The sequence below is a fragment of the Maribacter sp. genome (assembly GCA_020629415.1).
In the GTDB taxonomy this organism is placed as follows: Bacteria; Bacteroidota; Bacteroidia; order Flavobacteriales; family Flavobacteriaceae; genus Maribacter; species Maribacter huludaoensis.
Genome location: JAHDDL010000009.1, coordinates 22,577 through 39,129 on the forward strand (window position 1 = coordinate 22,577; position 16,553 = coordinate 39,129).

The window sequence follows — 16,553 nt, forward strand, 5'->3', positions numbered from 1 at the left end:
TTTTAGCGTTACTTCTTAGAAGCTGATTTTTCTAATATAAAAATAAGAGAAAAACCTATTACAGCAGCTATTATAGCAAAGGTTAATTGATTATCGCCTTGAAAAGCGAAAGGGGAGATATTTTCGTCTACAATTATTTCTTTTTTACCTATCTGAATAACTTCTATAATATTTTTCCAAGGCCATATTTTGTTCAATGAACCTAAGATGAATCCCGTTAAAACGGCTAATGTAGCATCTTTATAATTGATAAACATCCATTTTAAAACTCGAGCAAAACTTAAAATACCAAAGGCTGCACCAAAAGCAAATGTGATAATAATGCCAAAGTCTTTTTCATTTACGGCTTCTAGTACAGTTTTATATGAACCGAGCAAAACTAAAATGAAAGACCCGGAGATTCCTGGTAATACCATGGCACAAATGGCTATGGCACCAGAAAGAAATATAAAAGGTAAACTTCCTGAACTTGTAGAAGGTGGTAGGGTAGTGATGTAAAAAGCACCAACTGTTCCGAATATGAATAAAACAATGGCTAAAATATTCCATCTTTTAATTGATTTGGCTACAAAAATGACACTTGCCAATACCAGACCAAAAAAGAACGACCATGTTACTATAGTGTGTTCATCTAATAACCAAGCAATAACTTTTGATAATGAGAAAATACTAATCATCATACCAATAACTAAGGCCAATAGAAAGTTACCGTTTAATTTCTCCCAGAACTTTTTAAAACCTTCTTCCTTTAAAACTTTTAGGGTTGTTAGGTTAACGTTATTGATAGAAGTAATGAATTCTTCGTATATGCCTGTTACAAAGGCTATTGTGCCACCAGATACTCCCGGGACCAATTCTGCAATACCCATTGCCATACCTTTTAGAGATATGAAAGTATAATCTTTTAGTTTTCTATTGTCCATGAAGTGTAGAACCTATTCTAAGAGGTTTTATTGTATTTTCTTACAATTTCTTGTGTCCATTCAGACTTGCCGTATTCTGGAAAATTTTCAATGAACAAATGAAGTTTTTTCTGTTTTTTGTCAATCTTCAATGCATCCATTAGCATTATACGTGCATTAATAGGGTCTTTGGCCAATAATAGGTAGCCTACGGATTTGTATAATAGTCTTAAATTCTCAGGATAAAACTCCCTACCTTGAGCCAAAATTTCTACTGCAGCAGAATCTTCTCCGTTTATATGCACAACTTCTGCCCAGTTTAACCATGTATCCAATTCAAAATTACCTAAGTCTACGGCTTGTTTAAAAGCAAAATCCGCTTGGTCGTAATTTTTTAAGGACATATGGATTTGTGCGCATTTTTTCCAGTATTGAGGATTTTCACCATCAATATTTAAGGCTTTGTTTATATAGAATACCGCTTTTTCAAAATCTCTACTGTTATAATATAGATTTGTTATGGCCAGCCAACCTTTGTCTAACAGTGGGTCCTCATGAACCGTTTGGTAGAAATAATATTTGGCCATTTCGGTATCCTTCAGTTTTTCATAACATTTACCTATTCTTAAAAATGCGTGAGATGTGGGATCTTCAATAGAAATAGTAGTCTCATAGTTTTTTATAGCTTCCTTGTGACGACCTAATTTTTCAAGAACTTTTCCTTTTTCAAAGTAGGCACCAATAAAAGTATCGTCAGATATAACGGCAAAATCAAAAGCGGTCAAAGCTTCGGTATACATTTCTTTGAAATAATACTGTTTGCCCAATTGATGCCAAGCTACTTCACAATACGGATTCTTTTCCAAATAACTGTTCAAATAAACAATTGCACCGTCATAGTCTTCTAGAAACTCAAAGCAATAAACCACGTTATAGAGCGAAGAATAGTCTTGTTCATCAAACTCCACACATTTCATAAAGCTTTCTTTAGCGTTATTGAAATTGTCCATGAACAAATATTCCATGCCTAAAAGACTATAGATATCAAAACTATTGTTGGTAAAACTTAATGCTTTTTGTAATAATTCTATAGCGCCGGCGTGATCATCTCTCTTAGAATATATATTGGCACGTTGAATGTAAATTTCGTCGTTGTTATTATCTAACTGTTGTAATTCATCTAACAACGCTTCGGCTTTATCCATCTGGTTTTCAAAAACCAATACTTCTACCTGAAGCAATTTAAGTTCTATAGAAGCCGGATGCTGTTGTAAACCTATTTTAATTCCTTTTTTTGCCAAAGAAATCTTCCCGTGATTTAGGTAATGGTGCACAATATCTTCAAAATCTTCTGCATCAAAGAAATAGACATCATCTGTCTTTAACATTGATTCAAATTTTGTAATCGGCTTGTCCGGTCTCTCGTTAGATTCTAACGCCATAGGAACTTTTTGGTTTTACAAGATATTTTAAAAGTAAGCGATTGTAAGGGGTTTCAGCCATGTTCCTAATCGATATTATTAACAAATTAGTTAACAACGCTGATTTACATTGCATTAAGAAGTTCCAAAATTATGGTACAGCCTTCTTTAATTTCTTCTTCTGAAATTGTTAACGGGGGAGAAATTCTTACCGCTCTAGTTTCAAACAATAGCCAGAATAAAATAAGATTTTTCTCTTTTGCCTTTAAGACCAATACATTGGCTGTTTCGGGTGAATCCATAATGAGGGCAAGCATCAGTCCTTTACCTCTAATTTCTTTTATTTTGGGGTGCTTCAATAAAGATTTGAAAAGGGTTTCTTTCTTTAGGGTATCGGTTATAAGATTCGAATTCAAAAGTACATTTAACGTTGCCAAACTAGAGGCGGCAATAACCGGATTACCCCCAAAGGTTGTAATGTGGCCCATTTTCGGATTCTCGCTTAATGTATGCATGATTTCTTTACTTGCGGTAAATGCACCCACTGGTAACCCAGATGCCATTCCTTTGCCAATTACCAAAATATCCGGAACGCAGTCAAAATGCTCAAAAGCGAACAACTTTCCTGTTCTGCCAAAACCTGGTTGAATTTCATCAAGAATCAATAAAGCTCCCATGTCTTTACAACGCTGCTTTACTTTTTTAAGATATTCATTGGTAGGTACTATAAAACCTGCACCGCCTTGTATGGTCTCTAGTATTACGCAAGCTGTTCTTTTTGTGATTTTTTTTAGATCCGCTTCGTTATTGAATTGAATATGATAAATATCCGGTAAAAGTGGTCTGAAAACACTTTTGCGCTCTTCAAAATCCATAAGGCTTAGACTGCCCATTGTATTGCCGTGATAGGCAGATTTTGCCGCAATAATTTCTGAGCGTCCCGTAAATCTACGTGCCAATTTTAAAGCTCCTTCAATGGCTTCTGTTCCAGAATTTACCAAATAGGTTACCTCCAAGGGTGCCGGTAAATTATCGGCAAGTAATTTTGTGTAAATGGTAGCGGGAGATTGTGCATATTCACCATACACCATTACATGTATATATTTGTCTACCTGCTCTTTTATGGCCGCTACCACATTAGGATGACAATGACCAAGCGTACAAGCAGATACTCCTGCAACAAAATCTAGATGTGCATTGCCCTTGGTGTCATATATATAGCTGCCGCTTGAATGCGAAACTTCCATGCCCAAAGGGTAGGGGGAAGTTTGTGCTTGATATTTTAAAAAGTCTTTATTCATGTGAAATAACTATTTCACCTTTTTAGGTTTTGTAGAATTTTTGGGATCTATAGCTTTGTTTTGTGTGGAAATGTTGTTTACAGGGTCTGTTTCGTTTTTACTTCTTTGTTGCTCTTCTGCATCAATATCAATTGGATTGTCAATACCATTGATTACAACAAGCTTTAAGTTGTTGTCGTCTTCATCGAAAATATCGTCCTTAGTCAATATACGCTCATCGCCACGCCATAAGAATCCTTTTAAAATTCTACTGTTTTCCGGTAGATCTTTTTCCGGAAATATATCTCCGTCAGGATTTGTGTAAAAAGTTAGGTCTTCTATATCATTTTCCGCCATGGTAATTCTAATTTTACTACAAACGGTTTTATCTATTCCTATAAGTTCGTCATCGTCATTGTACATGTAGTAAATGACCTCGGTATTCTGAACCAAGTCTATAAGTTTTAGTTCATTTTCAATAAACTTACCGAACAAGTTAATTCCTTTGGCTTGATTATACCCAGTCATACTAACACTATCCAATGAAATAATAAATGCATTGTTCAGTACTTTTAACGAATCTAATTTTTCAGTTTCCAGGTTCGATTTCAGGTGAATACTGTCGCCCGTCATTTGGTTTGCGCCGTTCCAAATAATAGGATTTTTAATCAATTGGGTAATGCCTGTTTTTTGTTCTGAATGTATACTGTCACATTTACCGCTTAAATCTGTTTTATAGAATTTGGCATTTCTAAATGCTCGTAGCACCCTATCCTCTGGCTTACCGGTTACCATTAATGTATCTCCATGAACAAAAAGTGAATCTCTTTCTTGAACAGAAATAGACACTGCCTTTCTTGTTGCAAAAACAGAATCTTTGGCTTTGAACACTTCAGCATAATGTGCCCTAATAATGCCATTGTTTATGGTGTCTGTTACCGTGATGTTATTGGTGGCAGAAGCAAATTCTTGTGCTTTGTTAAAATAAACGCTATCTCCTTCTATGATGCGGTTGTTATAATCTATGCGGGTATTTTTTATACCGTAGCCACTTTCAATTTTTGTATCGTAAAATCCTCTCTCACAATATATTTTATATGCCTCTCCATTAATGGTCGATGGCCCGTACATATAAGCATTCTTAGAGGTGGTGTAATAATCTAATTGTTCTGAATCTAGCGTGTATTCTGGGTTTTGAACATGTACACTATCTAGAAATTGATACTTTTTAAGTTCCATAAAATACTTGCCAATTTTACTTGTCAATGTATTTGCAGAGTCTATCACAGTGCCGTTATCTTGGTAAAAAGCCTCTTGTTTTTCACGATCTAAACGTAATGTGTCTGTTTTTAAGGTCATGTCAGAGTTTGTTAAAACAACATTTCCCCATGCTTTGGCTAATTTTATATCACCTAAATAATTGATTTTTTTACTGGTCATTTCAACGGAATCTCCCTGCTTTAAAATGACATTACCTATTGCTTCCAGCCTATTTTCCAATTGATAATAAATAGCAACATCGCACCAAAGGTCGGCACCTTGATGCTCAAATTGTACTTGACGGGTGTCTTTGCTGAATATTGATGCGCCAGGGTATTCAGCTTCGTTTTTAGTGAAGTTGGCACCGTAGACAATATTGATTTGTTTGGGTTCTTCACCGGTAGCTTTCTCTTGGGCATAGCATAAAAGAGCACTGGCAAAGAACAAAAGGAAAACGGAATAAATCTTTTTCAACCTAAAAATTTTTTCAAAAATAGAACATTTTAAAAGAGCCTTGTCATGGTTAAGATACTTTTGGGATTTTGTACAACAAAGTTTAGTTTCTCTTTTAATGTCTAAAGGTAATAGATGGTAACAATGATTTGTTTTAAGTAGTCTTTAGAATTCCTCTAATATACCCTATAGACTCAGATAAGCCATAAATGGCATGGTCTGCATCTTTCTCATATTCAATGGCTACTATACCGGTATACTTTATTTCTCTTAAAGCGGTCAATATTGAAGGTATATTTATTTTGCCATGTCCTAAGACGGTTTTATTACCTTCTGCAACAGGTGCATCAATATCCTTGATATGAACATCAAATAGTTTGTTTTTATATTTAATCAGTTCTTCTGCGGGATCCAAACCTAATCTAAAGGTATGTCCTACGTCTATACATAACCCTATTCTATCATCTAAATCTTTAATTTTATCATAGACACTTTTTGGAGATGGAAAGATCTTATCTTCTGGTCCGTGATTATGAATGGCCAATCTAATATTCGTTTTTTTAATTTTTTCTTCTACAAGAGGCAATAAATGATGCTCGGGAGCTCCAATAATCATGGGTAACCCCGCATTTTCGGCATAATTAAAATATGTTTCTACGTCTTCTGGAGATTTCATATAAATTACTCCGCCACCGTATAGATTTAAACCTCTTGCTTTAACTTTTTCGTGTATATAGGAGAGCTTTGACTTATCTGCATCATAGGGTAGATGAACACTTTTAAAAGCCACATCTTTTATGTTTAAACGCGCTGTAATTTCAATTAATTCATCTAAACTATATTTTCTTAGGGTAAAAGATGCTAGACCAATATTCAGTTTGTGATTGTTGTACGTGGTATCGGTATTCTTGGGTTGACCAGATTTGAAGGATGCGGTGCCTAGAGCCAAAACACCTAGACCACTTGTTTTAATGAAGTTTTTTCTTGATGTAGCCATGTTTGTAATTGAATGTTTATTTAATGCAAGAGTTATTTCTAGAACGCTCTGTAATCGCCTTGTAAAAAAGTATTGGCTTCTTCTTCGGCAAACTTGGCATTTTCACTGTCCCAGTGCAATACTTGGTTGGGAAATCTACCGGCAATGACACCTAATAGTATAGTTTCCGTTAACCTTGATGCATATGAAAATGGTGCGGTAGTAACATCTTCGCCTAAGCAGGCATCTACAAATTGATGATAATGTTTAGGTCCTTCCAAATCATAATCTCTAATTGGTTTGTCCATATTGTTCGCTTTTTCCACGGCTTCGATCTCAGCCGTAATATCTACATATTTACCATCTACGATCTTTTTAGGAAGTTGCATAAAGTGCGGTAGCAATAACCTTCCTTTTTCTCCAATGAACATTGCACCTTGGTCTGGTAGTGTTCCTTCAGCAGCATTTTTAGTGTCTAAAGACATTTTATCTTCCATACTTTCCTTGGAACTATCATCTTTGGCGACTACATTTTCTGCACCTGGTAAAATTAAATCTTCATGATCTTTTGGTGCGCTTGGACCGTCGTACCAAACCCATTTTAATGTTTCTGTAGTATATTCAGTTTGTGGAAACTCATAGGTTACTACATTGTTTTGAGGAAAGCCAAACCCATTAGGTTCCCTGCATTCATTTTTTATGGTTTTGGGTACCTGTAAAGCCAGTGCGTTATAAGGGGTGTCAAAAATGTGAACTCCCATATCGCCCAATGTTCCGCAACCATAATCAACTAATTTTCTCCAATTTCCAGGGTGGTAAAATCCTTCTTTATATGGTCTTTCAGCTGAGGTTCCCAACCATAAATTCCAATCTAATGATTTAGGAACAGGGTCAGAACCTGTAGGTTCAGGTCCGTCATAACCCCAATCTTTTGGAGACCATGCACGTACCGTATGTACTTTACCTATAATCCCCGATTGAATCAATAAAGTGGCAAGTTTATAGTCATAAAATGAATGAACCTGAATTCCCATTTGAGTGACCAATCCTTTTTCTTGAGCTAGTTTATTCATAGCCCTGGCCTCTGATACATAATGGGTGAGGGGTTTTTGACAATATACAGGTTTGTCCATTTCCATCGCCATTATAGAAGTGGGAGCATGGGTGTGATCAGGTGTAGATACAACCACAGCATCTATCTCATCGCCCATTTCTTGCAGCATTACTCTGTAATCTGTATACGTTTCTGCATTTGGGTGAAGTTCTTTTGCTGCAGCCAGATTTTTGGCGTCTACATCACAAAGAGCAGTGACATCCACTTTATTGTGAGATGAAATGGCTTTTAAGTCTTCTGCCCCCATATTACCTACACCAATATGTGCTGTGCGTAATCTGGTCAGTTTTTTCACTTCTTTTTTACAAGACCAGAGTCCAGATGGTAATAATACAAATGTGGACAATGCCGCTGCGTTCTTTAAAAAGTCTCTTTTGTTCATTGGTCTGGTGGTTATAGTTTTTTGATTTTTATATTTCTGAACCAAATAGGGCTAGAATGATCTTGAAAACCGATATAGCCGGTTTTAAACTTGCCGTAATCTTTGCTGTTTTTCCATTTATCGGAATTCTTTCTTTCGTACCAGGCCTCATCCCATGGAACAAAGGAAACTACTTTTTTACCGTTCAACCAATGTTCTACCTGGTCTGGGGTAAAGATTATTCTTGTGGTGTTCCATTCGCCAACAGGGTGCATAATTTTTTCTTCGGGGTCTGCAGCATGCATGGCATAATCAGATGCGGTCTGTTGTAACGGTTTAAGTTCTTCCGGGTTGTCCGTATATCCTAAACTTAAATTGTAATCTGTTAGGTCGTGAATGTTTGCATAGTTTTCGTCATCAATCAACTGGTATTCAGGAGCAACTTCTGGCGGGCTATCGTACCCTTCTTTTAAATGGTAGAAAATGCCACTGTTACCTCCTTTTGGTAGTTTCCACTCTACATAGAGTTCAAAATTATCAAATTCTTCAGCTCCATAAATAATATCGGTACCTCCTTCATAATCTTGCTCTTTGCCCAATTCGGTATCAAATTGTAATTCTCCGTCTTTTGCAATCCAGCCCGGTGGTAGTTCTTTACCATTATATGCTCGCCAGCCCTTGGTAGTCTTACCATCAAAAAGGGTGATCCATTTATTTTCAATTTGTTTGACGGTAGCAGTTTGTTCCTCATCTTTCTGCTTTGTTTCTGTTTTGCAAGCTGTTGTCAACACAAGCAATAAGAGCAATGTAGTGTAAATAATTCTTTTCATTTTTTAAGTCTAAAGCGAAGTTGTTGTTGATGGTCAAAATCTAAATTTTACACCTTCTTGAAAATACAAAAAAAAAGAATGGCGATAAAGGTATTTCCCTATATCGCCATTCATGAAAGTTGAACAACCTGTTACGGCCGTTAAATGTTTATCTTAAAATTGTCTGAGTTCTATCTGGACCCACTGAAACAATTTTGATAGGAACTTCTAGTTCTTTTTCTAGAAAGTCAATGTAATCGTTAAGTTCTTTGGGCAGTTGGTCTGCTGAAGTCATTTTGGTCAAATCTTCTTTCCATCCGGCCATTTCAGAATAGACGGGAGTAACGTTCTCCGCTTCAATGTTGTAAGGGAAATGTTCTATTTGCTCTCCTTTGTAATTGTATGCCGTACAAACTTTTAGTTTCTTGAAACCACTAAGTACATCACCTTTCATCATCATTAGTTCAGTAACACCATTTACACGAACTGCGTATTTTAATGCAACTAGATCTAACCAACCGCAACGTCTTGGTCTACCTGTAGTAGCTCCAAATTCGTTACCTACACGGCCCATAGTTTCACCATCTTCATCAAATAGTTCTGTAGGGAAAGGGCCACTGCCCACCCTTGTAGTATAGGCTTTAAAAATACCTTTAACGGCACCTATTTGGTTTGGTGCAACGCCTAAACCTGTACATGCGCCGGCTGCCGTAGTATTTGAGGAGGTAACAAATGGGTATGTACCAAAGTCAATATCCAATAAAGATCCTTGGGCTCCTTCTGCCAATATTTTTTTACCTGCCTTTTGGGCCTGGTACAAATATTCTTCACTATCGATAAAAGTTAATTTCTTCAATTCTTCCACAGCTTTAAAAAAGTCTGTTTCCAATTCCGCAAGATCATATTGTATGTCTACATCGTAAAAATTGATCATTGCTTCATGCTTGTTTGCCAAGCTTCGGTATTTTTCTTTCCAATCGCTTAATTCCAAATCGCCGATACGCATACCGTTTCTACCAGTTTTGTCCATGTACGTAGGACCTATTCCTTTTAGCGTAGAACCAATTTTTGCTTTTCCTTTTGATGCTTCCGATGCAGCATCCAATAAGCGGTGTGTAGGTAATATTAAGTGTGCCTTTCTAGAAATGAAAAGTTTAGCGTTTACATCTAAATTAAATTTCTTTAATGCATCTAACTCTTTTTTAAAGATAACCGGGTCTATTACAACACCGTTACCGACTACATTTACCGCATTTTTATGAAATATTCCAGAAGGAATAGTGTGCAAAACGTGTTTTATTCCATCAAATTCCAAGGTATGGCCTGCATTTGGGCCACCTTGAAAACGTGCAATAATGTCGTAATCTTGAGTTAATACATCAACAATTTTTCCTTTTCCTTCGTCACCCCATTGTAGGCCTAACAATAAATCTACTGCCATTTAAATATTATATACTTGGTTAGTTCTATTTTATTTCTTTTTTACCTGCATCTTTTGCAGGGGTATTTTTGGTCCCATAAAAATATAGGGAGTGTGTGTTTATCGTAATATCGAAAACCTCTTCAATAGTTTTCTTTATAGATTGGATCCTAGGGTCGCAAAACTCCATTACCTCACCCGTATCGGTTAAGATAACATGATCGTGCTGGCGATCAAAATACGATTTTTCGTACTGTGCTTGATTTTTGCCAAATTGATGTTTACGTACCAATTTGCAATCTAAAAGAAGTTCAATGGTATTGTAGAGTGTAGCCCTACTAACGCGATAGTTTTTGTTCTTCATTTTAATATAGAGCGATTCTATATCAAAATGCTCATCACTTTCATAAATTTCTTGAAGTATGGCGTAGCGTTCAGGTGTTTTTCTATGTCCTTTGTCCTCTAAAAAGGTGGTGAAGACGTTTTTTACTATTTCTTGATTTTTATCAGAAGACATATTTACTGCATTAATACACAAAGGTACAGTTAAATTTTAATTTCCTTTTTCTAAATACGAGTAACTTTATCAATACCGTTGATGTTCATAAGATTATCGGTCAATTTTTTTAACACGGCCTTGTTTTTGACCACTACCGTAATCTTACCTTTAAATGTTCCACCATCTGTACTGAAGTTCAAATTACGCATATTTACGTGCATAATATCAGAAATAACTTCTGTAATATCACTTACAAGACCCAAATTGTCAATCCCCGTTAATACAATATCTGCCTGATATTCTTGTTGTGACGAATCTATCCATTTGGCACTGATAATACGGTAGGCATAGTTAGATTGTAATGAAATTGCATTGGGGCAGTTCTTTTTGTGAACCTTGATACCTTCGGACACGCTTACAAAACCAAAGACATCATCACCAGGTATAGGGTTGCAACATTGAGACAATTTATATTCTAATTTTTCTTCCTCTTTACCAAAGACCAGCATATCATATTTAGATGTAATCTCATCTTTGTTGATATCTTCCGGTGTTGGTGTTTTGCGCATTCTGTTCTTGAAGAAACTAATGAATGCATTGCTGTAAGAAGATGCAAAGTCTTTGATCATTGCATTGTCGATAGATCCAATGCCTACCCTATAAAATAGATCCAGACTTGTTTTTAGTTTAAAGAAGGAAACCATTTTGTTTATGGAGTCTTCATTGAGCGAAATTTTCTGAGATTTTAATTTTCTGCGCAAAATCTCTTTTCCGTCTTCTGCTACAACTTTTTTCTCTTCACGTAAGACAGATTTAATTTTAGCACGTGCTCTGGCCGTAGTGGCATAGTCTAACCAGTTAGAGTTTGGTTTTGCCTGGTCAGATGTTATGATCTCTACCTGATCACCACTTGATAGTGTGGTGTTCAATGGTACCAGCTTGCCGTTCACTTTTGCCCCACGTGTTCGCATACCCACTTCGGTATGTATGTTAAAAGAAAAATCTAACGGTGTTGCACCTTTGGGCAAAGACCTTAGTTCCCCTTTTGGGGTAAAGACAAAAATTTCTTTTGAATACAGGTTTAGCTTAAATTCCTCTACAAAATCAACGGCATTGGTATTGGCATTCTCCAATGCTTCTTGAAGTTTGTTCAGCCAAACTTCTATGCCTTGTTCTTTTTGATCGCCATGTTTGTATTTAAAATGCGCCGCATAGCCTTTTTCCGCTATTTCGTGCATTCTTTCACTTCTGATCTGTACTTCCACCCATTTGCCCTTTGGCCCCATAACGGTAATGTGCAAGGCTTCATAACCTGTAGATTTGGGGGAAGAAATCCAATCTCGTAATCTTACAGGGTTTGGGGTAAAGTGATCGGTTACGATCGAATATATTTTCCAAGCAAGAAATTTTTCGTTCTGCGCATCGGATTTATAGATTATTCTAATGGCAAACTTGTCATAGATTTCCTCAAAGGTCACATTTTGCGCAATCATTTTCTTCCGCATAGAAAAGATGGACTTCATTCTTCCTTTTATAATGTAATTCAGTCCTTCTTTTTTTAGGGAATTATCTATGGTGCCGGAAAATGCGTCAATATACGCTTGTTGGTCTTCTTTACTATCTTCTATTTTATCTTTAATAGAATTGTAAACATCTGGCTCTGTATACTTTAAACTTAAATCTTCTAGTTCTGTCTTAATGTTGTATAGTCCTATTCTATGGGCTAGGGGAGCATAGATATATAACGTTTCGGACGCAATCTTTACTTGCTTATGTTCTGGCATAGAATCCATGGTAAGCATGTTATGATATCGATCGGCAATTTTAATGATAATTACACGTACATCGTCATTTAAGGTCAAGAGCATTTTTCTGAAATTCTCCGCTTGTTGAGAGATGTTCATGTCTTTCTTTAAATGCGATATTTTTGTAAGTCCGTCAACGATTCGCGCCACGGTTTCACCGAACATACGATCAATGTCATCTAGCGTGTACTCAGTATCCTCAACTACATCGTGTAATAGGGCAGAGGCAATGGAAACCGCATCAAGCCCAATTTCCGATGCTACTATTTTTGCCACCGCTATGGGGTGAAAAATGTATGCTTCGCCAGATTTTCTACGTTGGGTCTTGTGCGCGTCAACAGCCACCTCAAAGGCGCTTCGTATTAGTTTTTTATCATCATCTGTTAAGGTTTGATAACTAATACGCAGTAATTCCTTGTACTCTTGAGCTATAAGCTTATTTTCTTCTTCTATTGCTGCCTGTGTCATACTAGATTAAAAATAAGATAATCTTAGATGATGCACAACAAAAATTATGCCTTTAAATTACGTATACGGTCAATTAAAGGCGGGTGGGAATAATGCATAAAAACATATGCAGGGTGAGGAGTTAAATTACTAAGACTGTTTTTTGAAAGTTTTTTTAACGAGGTTACCAATGGTAGTGCAGCATAGGTGTTCTTGGCATAATCATCTGCTTGATACTCAAATTTTCTTGAAAAATAATTCATAAGTAATCCAATGATTTCTGAAATAGGACTGTACAAGATTCCAAAACCGATCAATGCGGCATGAAAACTTGGCCTGTCCACACCAATGGCCAAAGAAACTTCCGGGTTGTTTATAAACAAAGATAGTATCAATAACATTAGACCGGTTAGCACTATTGATGAGGTCAGGTTAAAGATAATGTGCTTTCTTTTATAATGACCTATTTCATGTGCCAGTACGGCAACAATTTCCTCTTCTTCCAAGTCATTGATCAAAGTGTCATATAAGGTTACCCTCTTTTCTTTACCAAATCCTGAAAAATAAGCGTTTGCTTTGGTAGAGCGTTTAGACCCGTTGATAACAAAAATGTTTTGAAGGTCAAAACCTACCTGCGCGGCGTAGGCTTCTATTTTTTCTTTTAGGGTACCTGCTTCCAGCGGTTTTTGTTTGTTAAATAGCGGCACTATTAACTTGCTGTAAAACAGGTTCATAAACAAGGTAAATATGGCGATCAATGCCCATGTATATAACCAAAAGCTGGTGCCTGCCCATTGAAAGAACCACATAACCAAAGATAATATGATGCTGCCCACAATTATGGTCATGGTCCATTGCTTTAGCTTATCGGTAAGAAATGTAGCTTTGGTTGTCTTGTTGAAACCAAATTTTTCTTCAATTACAAATGTTTGGTAGTATGAAAAGGGAATATTGATAAAATCACTACCTATCATAATAATACCAAAAAAAATCAAGGCTTGTAATATAATACTGTCGGTCTGGTTTTGTGCAATGTTATCTACATAATTAAATCCTCCAAGTAATAAGAAAGATAAAATCAATACCAATGAAAAAACAGATGTAAACACTCCAAATTTATAATTGGTTAATTTGTAGGCTTGAGATTTTTCATATTCCTCGGCATTGTAGACATCCTTTAGATCTTCTGGTATAGGATCTTTAAAACGCTGCGCGTTCAAGTAATTCATTACCGTGGCAAGTATAAACTCTGCGATCAGAATAAAAAGAATACAGTAAAAGACAATTGTATTATCCATATAGTGTAGTTGCAAACGAAAACGGTACTATAAAAAGTATATGTTTTACTGGTTTATTTTTCGCTGACGTTTGGCTTCAAAGATAAGTATTGCCGCAGAGACCGAAACATTCATGGAATCTATCTCACCTTCCATGGGTATAATAATGTTTTGGGTAGCATTTTTTAACCACTTGTCACTTAATCCAGAATGCTCCGTACCTACTACTATTGCTGTAGGTTCAGTGAAATTTACCGTTGTATAATCTTTGGATGCCGACAATGCGGCGCAAAATATTTGAAATCCTTCTTTTTTAAGATAGGATATAATTTCTGAGGTGTTTCCCATTCTAATATTCCTAGAAAAAATACACCCTACGCTAGATCTTATAATATTAGGATTGTAAAGATCTGTCTTTGGGTTGGCTATTAAAACGGCATCTAAATTTGCGGCATCCGCCGTTCTTAATAAAGCGCCTATATTTCCTGGTTTTTCAGGTGCTTCCGCTATTAATATCAATGGATTTTCAGTATTGAACTTTAATGAAGAAAGTTCATGATCTTTACTCTTTGCAATAGCAATGATGCCTTCTGTAGTATCTCTATAAGCCAATTTTTTATATACGTCTAAAGTGACGGATATAAGTTGGTCAGCACTGAAAGCTTGTGTTATATTGGTGTTTTCTAAAATATTTTCGCAGTATAGTACGGTGTCTATATGATAACCGGCATTGCTTGCAATCTGTAATTCACGCAATCCTTCTAAAACAAAAAGGCCTGTTTTTTTACGCTCTCTAGATTTTTCTTTTAAAACTAAAACCTTCTTTATCAAAGGGTTTTGAGCGCTACTAATGTGTTTAGTTGTTTGCATGAAATACAAAAATAGTTCAATTTAGTAAGTCTGCTATAGTTTATCGACTAACCGGTTGCAAAAAACAATAAATAATCAATCGACATTATGAATAAATTTTACCTTTTAGTTTTGGTCTTGGCAATATTTTCGTGCAAAGAAGCTCCTAAGAAAGAAGTGGTTACCAAGGTTGTTGAAGAAATGACAACGCAAGTAGATTTAGATAAATATCCAACGGAATTGAATAAAGTATTTGAAGCTCATGGCGGATTAAATGCTTGGAAGGGATACAAAACATTGAATTTTGAAATGCCTAATGAGAAGTTCAATGAAATACAAACTATTGACCTTCATAAAAGATATGACAAAATTATAACTCCAGACTATTCAATTGGATTCAACGGTTCTGAAGTTTGGCTTTTAGATAACACGGGTGAATATAAGGGCAAGCCAAAATTCTATCATAATTTAATGTTCTACTTCTACGCAATGCCATTTGTTTTGTCCGATGACGGAATAAAATATGAAGAAGTGGATGCTTTGGTTTATGACGGTGTTTCTTACCCGGGATATAAAATTTCATATAACAGCGGAGTAGGTGCCTCTTCTACAGATGAGTACTATGTTCACTATGATGCAAAAACCTATGAGATGAGATGGTTAGGTTATACTATGACCTATTTTAGTGGAGAACCATCTGATAAAATAAGCTGGATTAACTATGCCGATTGGGTAAAGGTAGATGAGGTATTGTTGCCAAAGTCAATTACATGGCATAAGGTAGAAGAGGGTGTAATTAAAGAGGCAGCTAAGACCGTAAACTTTGAAAATGCTAGTTTGTCTACAACAGCTAAGCCAATGCAGTTTTTTACTAAACCTGACAATGCCATAATTGTAGAGTAAGGCATTTCTCAAAATCATATATTTTTTTTAAAATAGGTGCCATTTTTATGGCACCTTATTTTTTATACCTAACTTGGAATTTATCTAATTTTGGAAGGATATGAACGTACTTTTTTTTGGTATAACAAAAGATATTGTCGGTGGTTCGGAAATCAGTATTTCTGATGTTGCTAAACCCTTGAATGTTGCAGAGCTTAAAAAAAGATTAATTGATTCTTATCCTGAATTTTCAAAATTAAACTCATTGGCCGTTGCCGTTAATAGCGAATATGCCGATGATAGTGTAATATTGACCGGTAATGAAGAAATTGCCATTATACCACCAGTAAGCGGAGGCTAATGAAGAAAGTAATTGAAATAGTTGATGTGATTGATACCACTAAGGCATATGCTGAGCTAAGCGACCCTAATAGTGGTGGAATTTGTGTGTTTATAGGTGCCGTTCGCGAGTTTACCAATAATGAAGAGGTAACAGCTTTAGAATTTGAAACCTACAAAACCATGGCGCTTAAAGAAATGGAGAAGATTGCCGATAGTGCTTTAGAAAAGTGGTCATTGAATAAAGTGATCATGCGGCATGCCGTTGGTGAAAAAGGTGTTGAAGAACCTGTAGTTGTTGTAGGTGCTTCATCTGCACATAGAGATGCGTGTTTTGAGGCCTGTAGATTTCTTATAGATACCTTGAAAGAAACAGTCCCTATTTGGAAGAAAGAGAAATTTAAGAACAAAACGGTGTGGGTTTCTGCGCATCCGTAAGAAAATAGAGAAGAGAAGTTA

Annotated in this window: 15 protein-coding genes; 3 read left to right on the plus strand and 12 right to left on the minus strand. The window is 36.0% G+C overall.

Annotation, left to right across the window (positions count from 1 at the left end):
- Positions 1-8 precede the first annotated feature (8 nt).
- The 12 genes from QZ657_RS05555 to QZ657_RS05610 all read right to left on the minus strand — a co-directional run bounded on the left by QZ657_RS05555 (position 9) and on the right by QZ657_RS05610 (position 14,894).
- Positions 9-923 (minus strand): DUF368 domain-containing protein, encoded by a 915-nt coding sequence (locus tag QZ657_RS05555; protein WP_276473173.1) that lies wholly within the window; start codon positions 921-923, stop codon positions 9-11.
- A gap of 17 nt (positions 924-940) precedes the next feature.
- On the minus strand, positions 941-2,344 hold the full coding sequence (locus QZ657_RS05560; RefSeq protein ID WP_291965497.1) for a tetratricopeptide repeat protein: 1,404 nt from the start codon (positions 2,342-2,344) through the stop codon (positions 941-943).
- Positions 2,345-2,448: 104 nt separating this feature from the next.
- A complete protein-coding gene (locus tag QZ657_RS05565; protein ID WP_291965498.1) occupies positions 2,449-3,624 on the minus strand; it encodes an aspartate aminotransferase family protein in 1,176 nt (391 codons plus the stop codon).
- 9 nt (positions 3,625-3,633) lie between these two features.
- Entirely contained in the window at positions 3,634-5,346 is a 1,713-nt protein-coding gene (locus tag QZ657_RS05570; RefSeq protein WP_412759674.1) for an OstA-like protein, read from the minus strand.
- 124 nt (positions 5,347-5,470) lie between these two features.
- Positions 5,471-6,313: a sugar phosphate isomerase/epimerase family protein gene (locus QZ657_RS05575; protein WP_291965500.1), complete on the minus strand. Its 843-nt coding sequence runs from the start codon at positions 6,311-6,313 to the stop codon at positions 5,471-5,473.
- Positions 6,314-6,351: 38 nt separating this feature from the next.
- Positions 6,352-7,788 (minus strand): Gfo/Idh/MocA family protein, encoded by a 1,437-nt coding sequence (locus tag QZ657_RS05580; protein WP_291965502.1) that lies wholly within the window; start codon positions 7,786-7,788, stop codon positions 6,352-6,354.
- 11 nt (positions 7,789-7,799) lie between these two features.
- On the minus strand, positions 7,800-8,597 hold the full coding sequence (locus QZ657_RS05585; RefSeq protein ID WP_291965504.1) for a DUF1080 domain-containing protein: 798 nt from the start codon (positions 8,595-8,597) through the stop codon (positions 7,800-7,802).
- A gap of 148 nt (positions 8,598-8,745) precedes the next feature.
- On the minus strand, positions 8,746-10,017 hold the full coding sequence (locus QZ657_RS05590; protein WP_291960036.1) for an adenylosuccinate synthase: 1,272 nt from the start codon (positions 10,015-10,017) through the stop codon (positions 8,746-8,748).
- 25 nt (positions 10,018-10,042) lie between these two features.
- Positions 10,043-10,513: a Fur family transcriptional regulator gene (locus QZ657_RS05595; protein ID WP_133673572.1), complete on the minus strand. Its 471-nt coding sequence runs from the start codon at positions 10,511-10,513 to the stop codon at positions 10,043-10,045.
- A gap of 50 nt (positions 10,514-10,563) precedes the next feature.
- Positions 10,564-12,768 (minus strand): RelA/SpoT family protein, encoded by a 2,205-nt coding sequence (locus QZ657_RS05600; protein ID WP_291960038.1) that lies wholly within the window; start codon positions 12,766-12,768, stop codon positions 10,564-10,566.
- 44 nt (positions 12,769-12,812) lie between these two features.
- Positions 12,813-14,045: a M48 family metallopeptidase gene (locus QZ657_RS05605; RefSeq protein ID WP_291965505.1), complete on the minus strand. Its 1,233-nt coding sequence runs from the start codon at positions 14,043-14,045 to the stop codon at positions 12,813-12,815.
- A gap of 45 nt (positions 14,046-14,090) precedes the next feature.
- Positions 14,091-14,894, minus strand: coding sequence for a TrmH family RNA methyltransferase (locus tag QZ657_RS05610; protein WP_291965506.1), 804 nt, complete (start codon positions 14,892-14,894; stop codon positions 14,091-14,093).
- Positions 14,895-14,981: 87 nt separating this feature from the next.
- Between QZ657_RS05610 and QZ657_RS05615 the strand changes: the two genes are divergently transcribed.
- The 3 genes from QZ657_RS05615 (at position 14,982) to QZ657_RS05625 (ending at position 16,532) form a co-directional block, all read left to right on the plus strand.
- Positions 14,982-15,776 carry a DUF6503 family protein gene (locus QZ657_RS05615; protein ID WP_291965508.1) on the plus strand — a complete coding sequence of 265 codons (795 nt, stop codon included), beginning with the start codon at positions 14,982-14,984 and terminating at the stop codon, positions 15,774-15,776.
- A gap of 100 nt (positions 15,777-15,876) precedes the next feature.
- A complete protein-coding gene (locus QZ657_RS05620) occupies positions 15,877-16,116 on the plus strand; it encodes a MoaD/ThiS family protein (RefSeq protein ID WP_291960046.1) in 240 nt (79 codons plus the stop codon).
- Positions 16,116-16,532, plus strand: a complete 417-nt coding sequence (locus QZ657_RS05625) for a molybdenum cofactor biosynthesis protein MoaE (RefSeq protein ID WP_291960048.1) — start codon at positions 16,116-16,118, stop codon at positions 16,530-16,532. The genes QZ657_RS05620 and QZ657_RS05625 overlap by 1 nt, the downstream gene beginning before the upstream one ends.
- The last annotated feature ends 21 nt before the right edge of the window (positions 16,533-16,553 follow it).

Coding starts and splice junctions, on each gene's coding strand:
- QZ657_RS05575 (WP_291965500.1), bottom strand. CDS start 6,313: ATGGCTACATCAAGAAAAAACTTCATTAAAACAAGTGGTCTAGGTGTT.
- QZ657_RS05565 (WP_291965498.1), bottom strand. CDS start 3,624: ATGAATAAAGACTTTTTAAAATATCAAGCACAAACTTCCCCCTACCCT.
- QZ657_RS05595 (WP_133673572.1), bottom strand. CDS start 10,513: ATGTCTTCTGATAAAAATCAAGAAATAGTAAAAAACGTCTTCACCACC.
- QZ657_RS05600 (WP_291960038.1), bottom strand. CDS start 12,768: ATGACACAGGCAGCAATAGAAGAAGAAAATAAGCTTATAGCTCAAGAG.
- QZ657_RS05625 (WP_291960048.1), top strand. CDS start 16,116: ATGAAGAAAGTAATTGAAATAGTTGATGTGATTGATACCACTAAGGCA.
- QZ657_RS05585 (WP_291965504.1), bottom strand. CDS start 8,597: ATGAAAAGAATTATTTACACTACATTGCTCTTATTGCTTGTGTTGACA.
- QZ657_RS05590 (WP_291960036.1), bottom strand. CDS start 10,017: ATGGCAGTAGATTTATTGTTAGGCCTACAATGGGGTGACGAAGGAAAA.
- QZ657_RS05560 (WP_291965497.1), bottom strand. CDS start 2,344: ATGGCGTTAGAATCTAACGAGAGACCGGACAAGCCGATTACAAAATTT.
- QZ657_RS05615 (WP_291965508.1), top strand. CDS start 14,982: ATGAATAAATTTTACCTTTTAGTTTTGGTCTTGGCAATATTTTCGTGC.
- QZ657_RS05555 (WP_276473173.1), bottom strand. CDS start 923: ATGGACAATAGAAAACTAAAAGATTATACTTTCATATCTCTAAAAGGT.
- QZ657_RS05580 (WP_291965502.1), bottom strand. CDS start 7,788: ATGAACAAAAGAGACTTTTTAAAGAACGCAGCGGCATTGTCCACATTT.
- QZ657_RS05605 (WP_291965505.1), bottom strand. CDS start 14,045: ATGGATAATACAATTGTCTTTTACTGTATTCTTTTTATTCTGATCGCA.
- QZ657_RS05620 (WP_291960046.1), top strand. CDS start 15,877: ATGAACGTACTTTTTTTTGGTATAACAAAAGATATTGTCGGTGGTTCG.
- QZ657_RS05610 (WP_291965506.1), bottom strand. CDS start 14,894: ATGCAAACAACTAAACACATTAGTAGCGCTCAAAACCCTTTGATAAAG.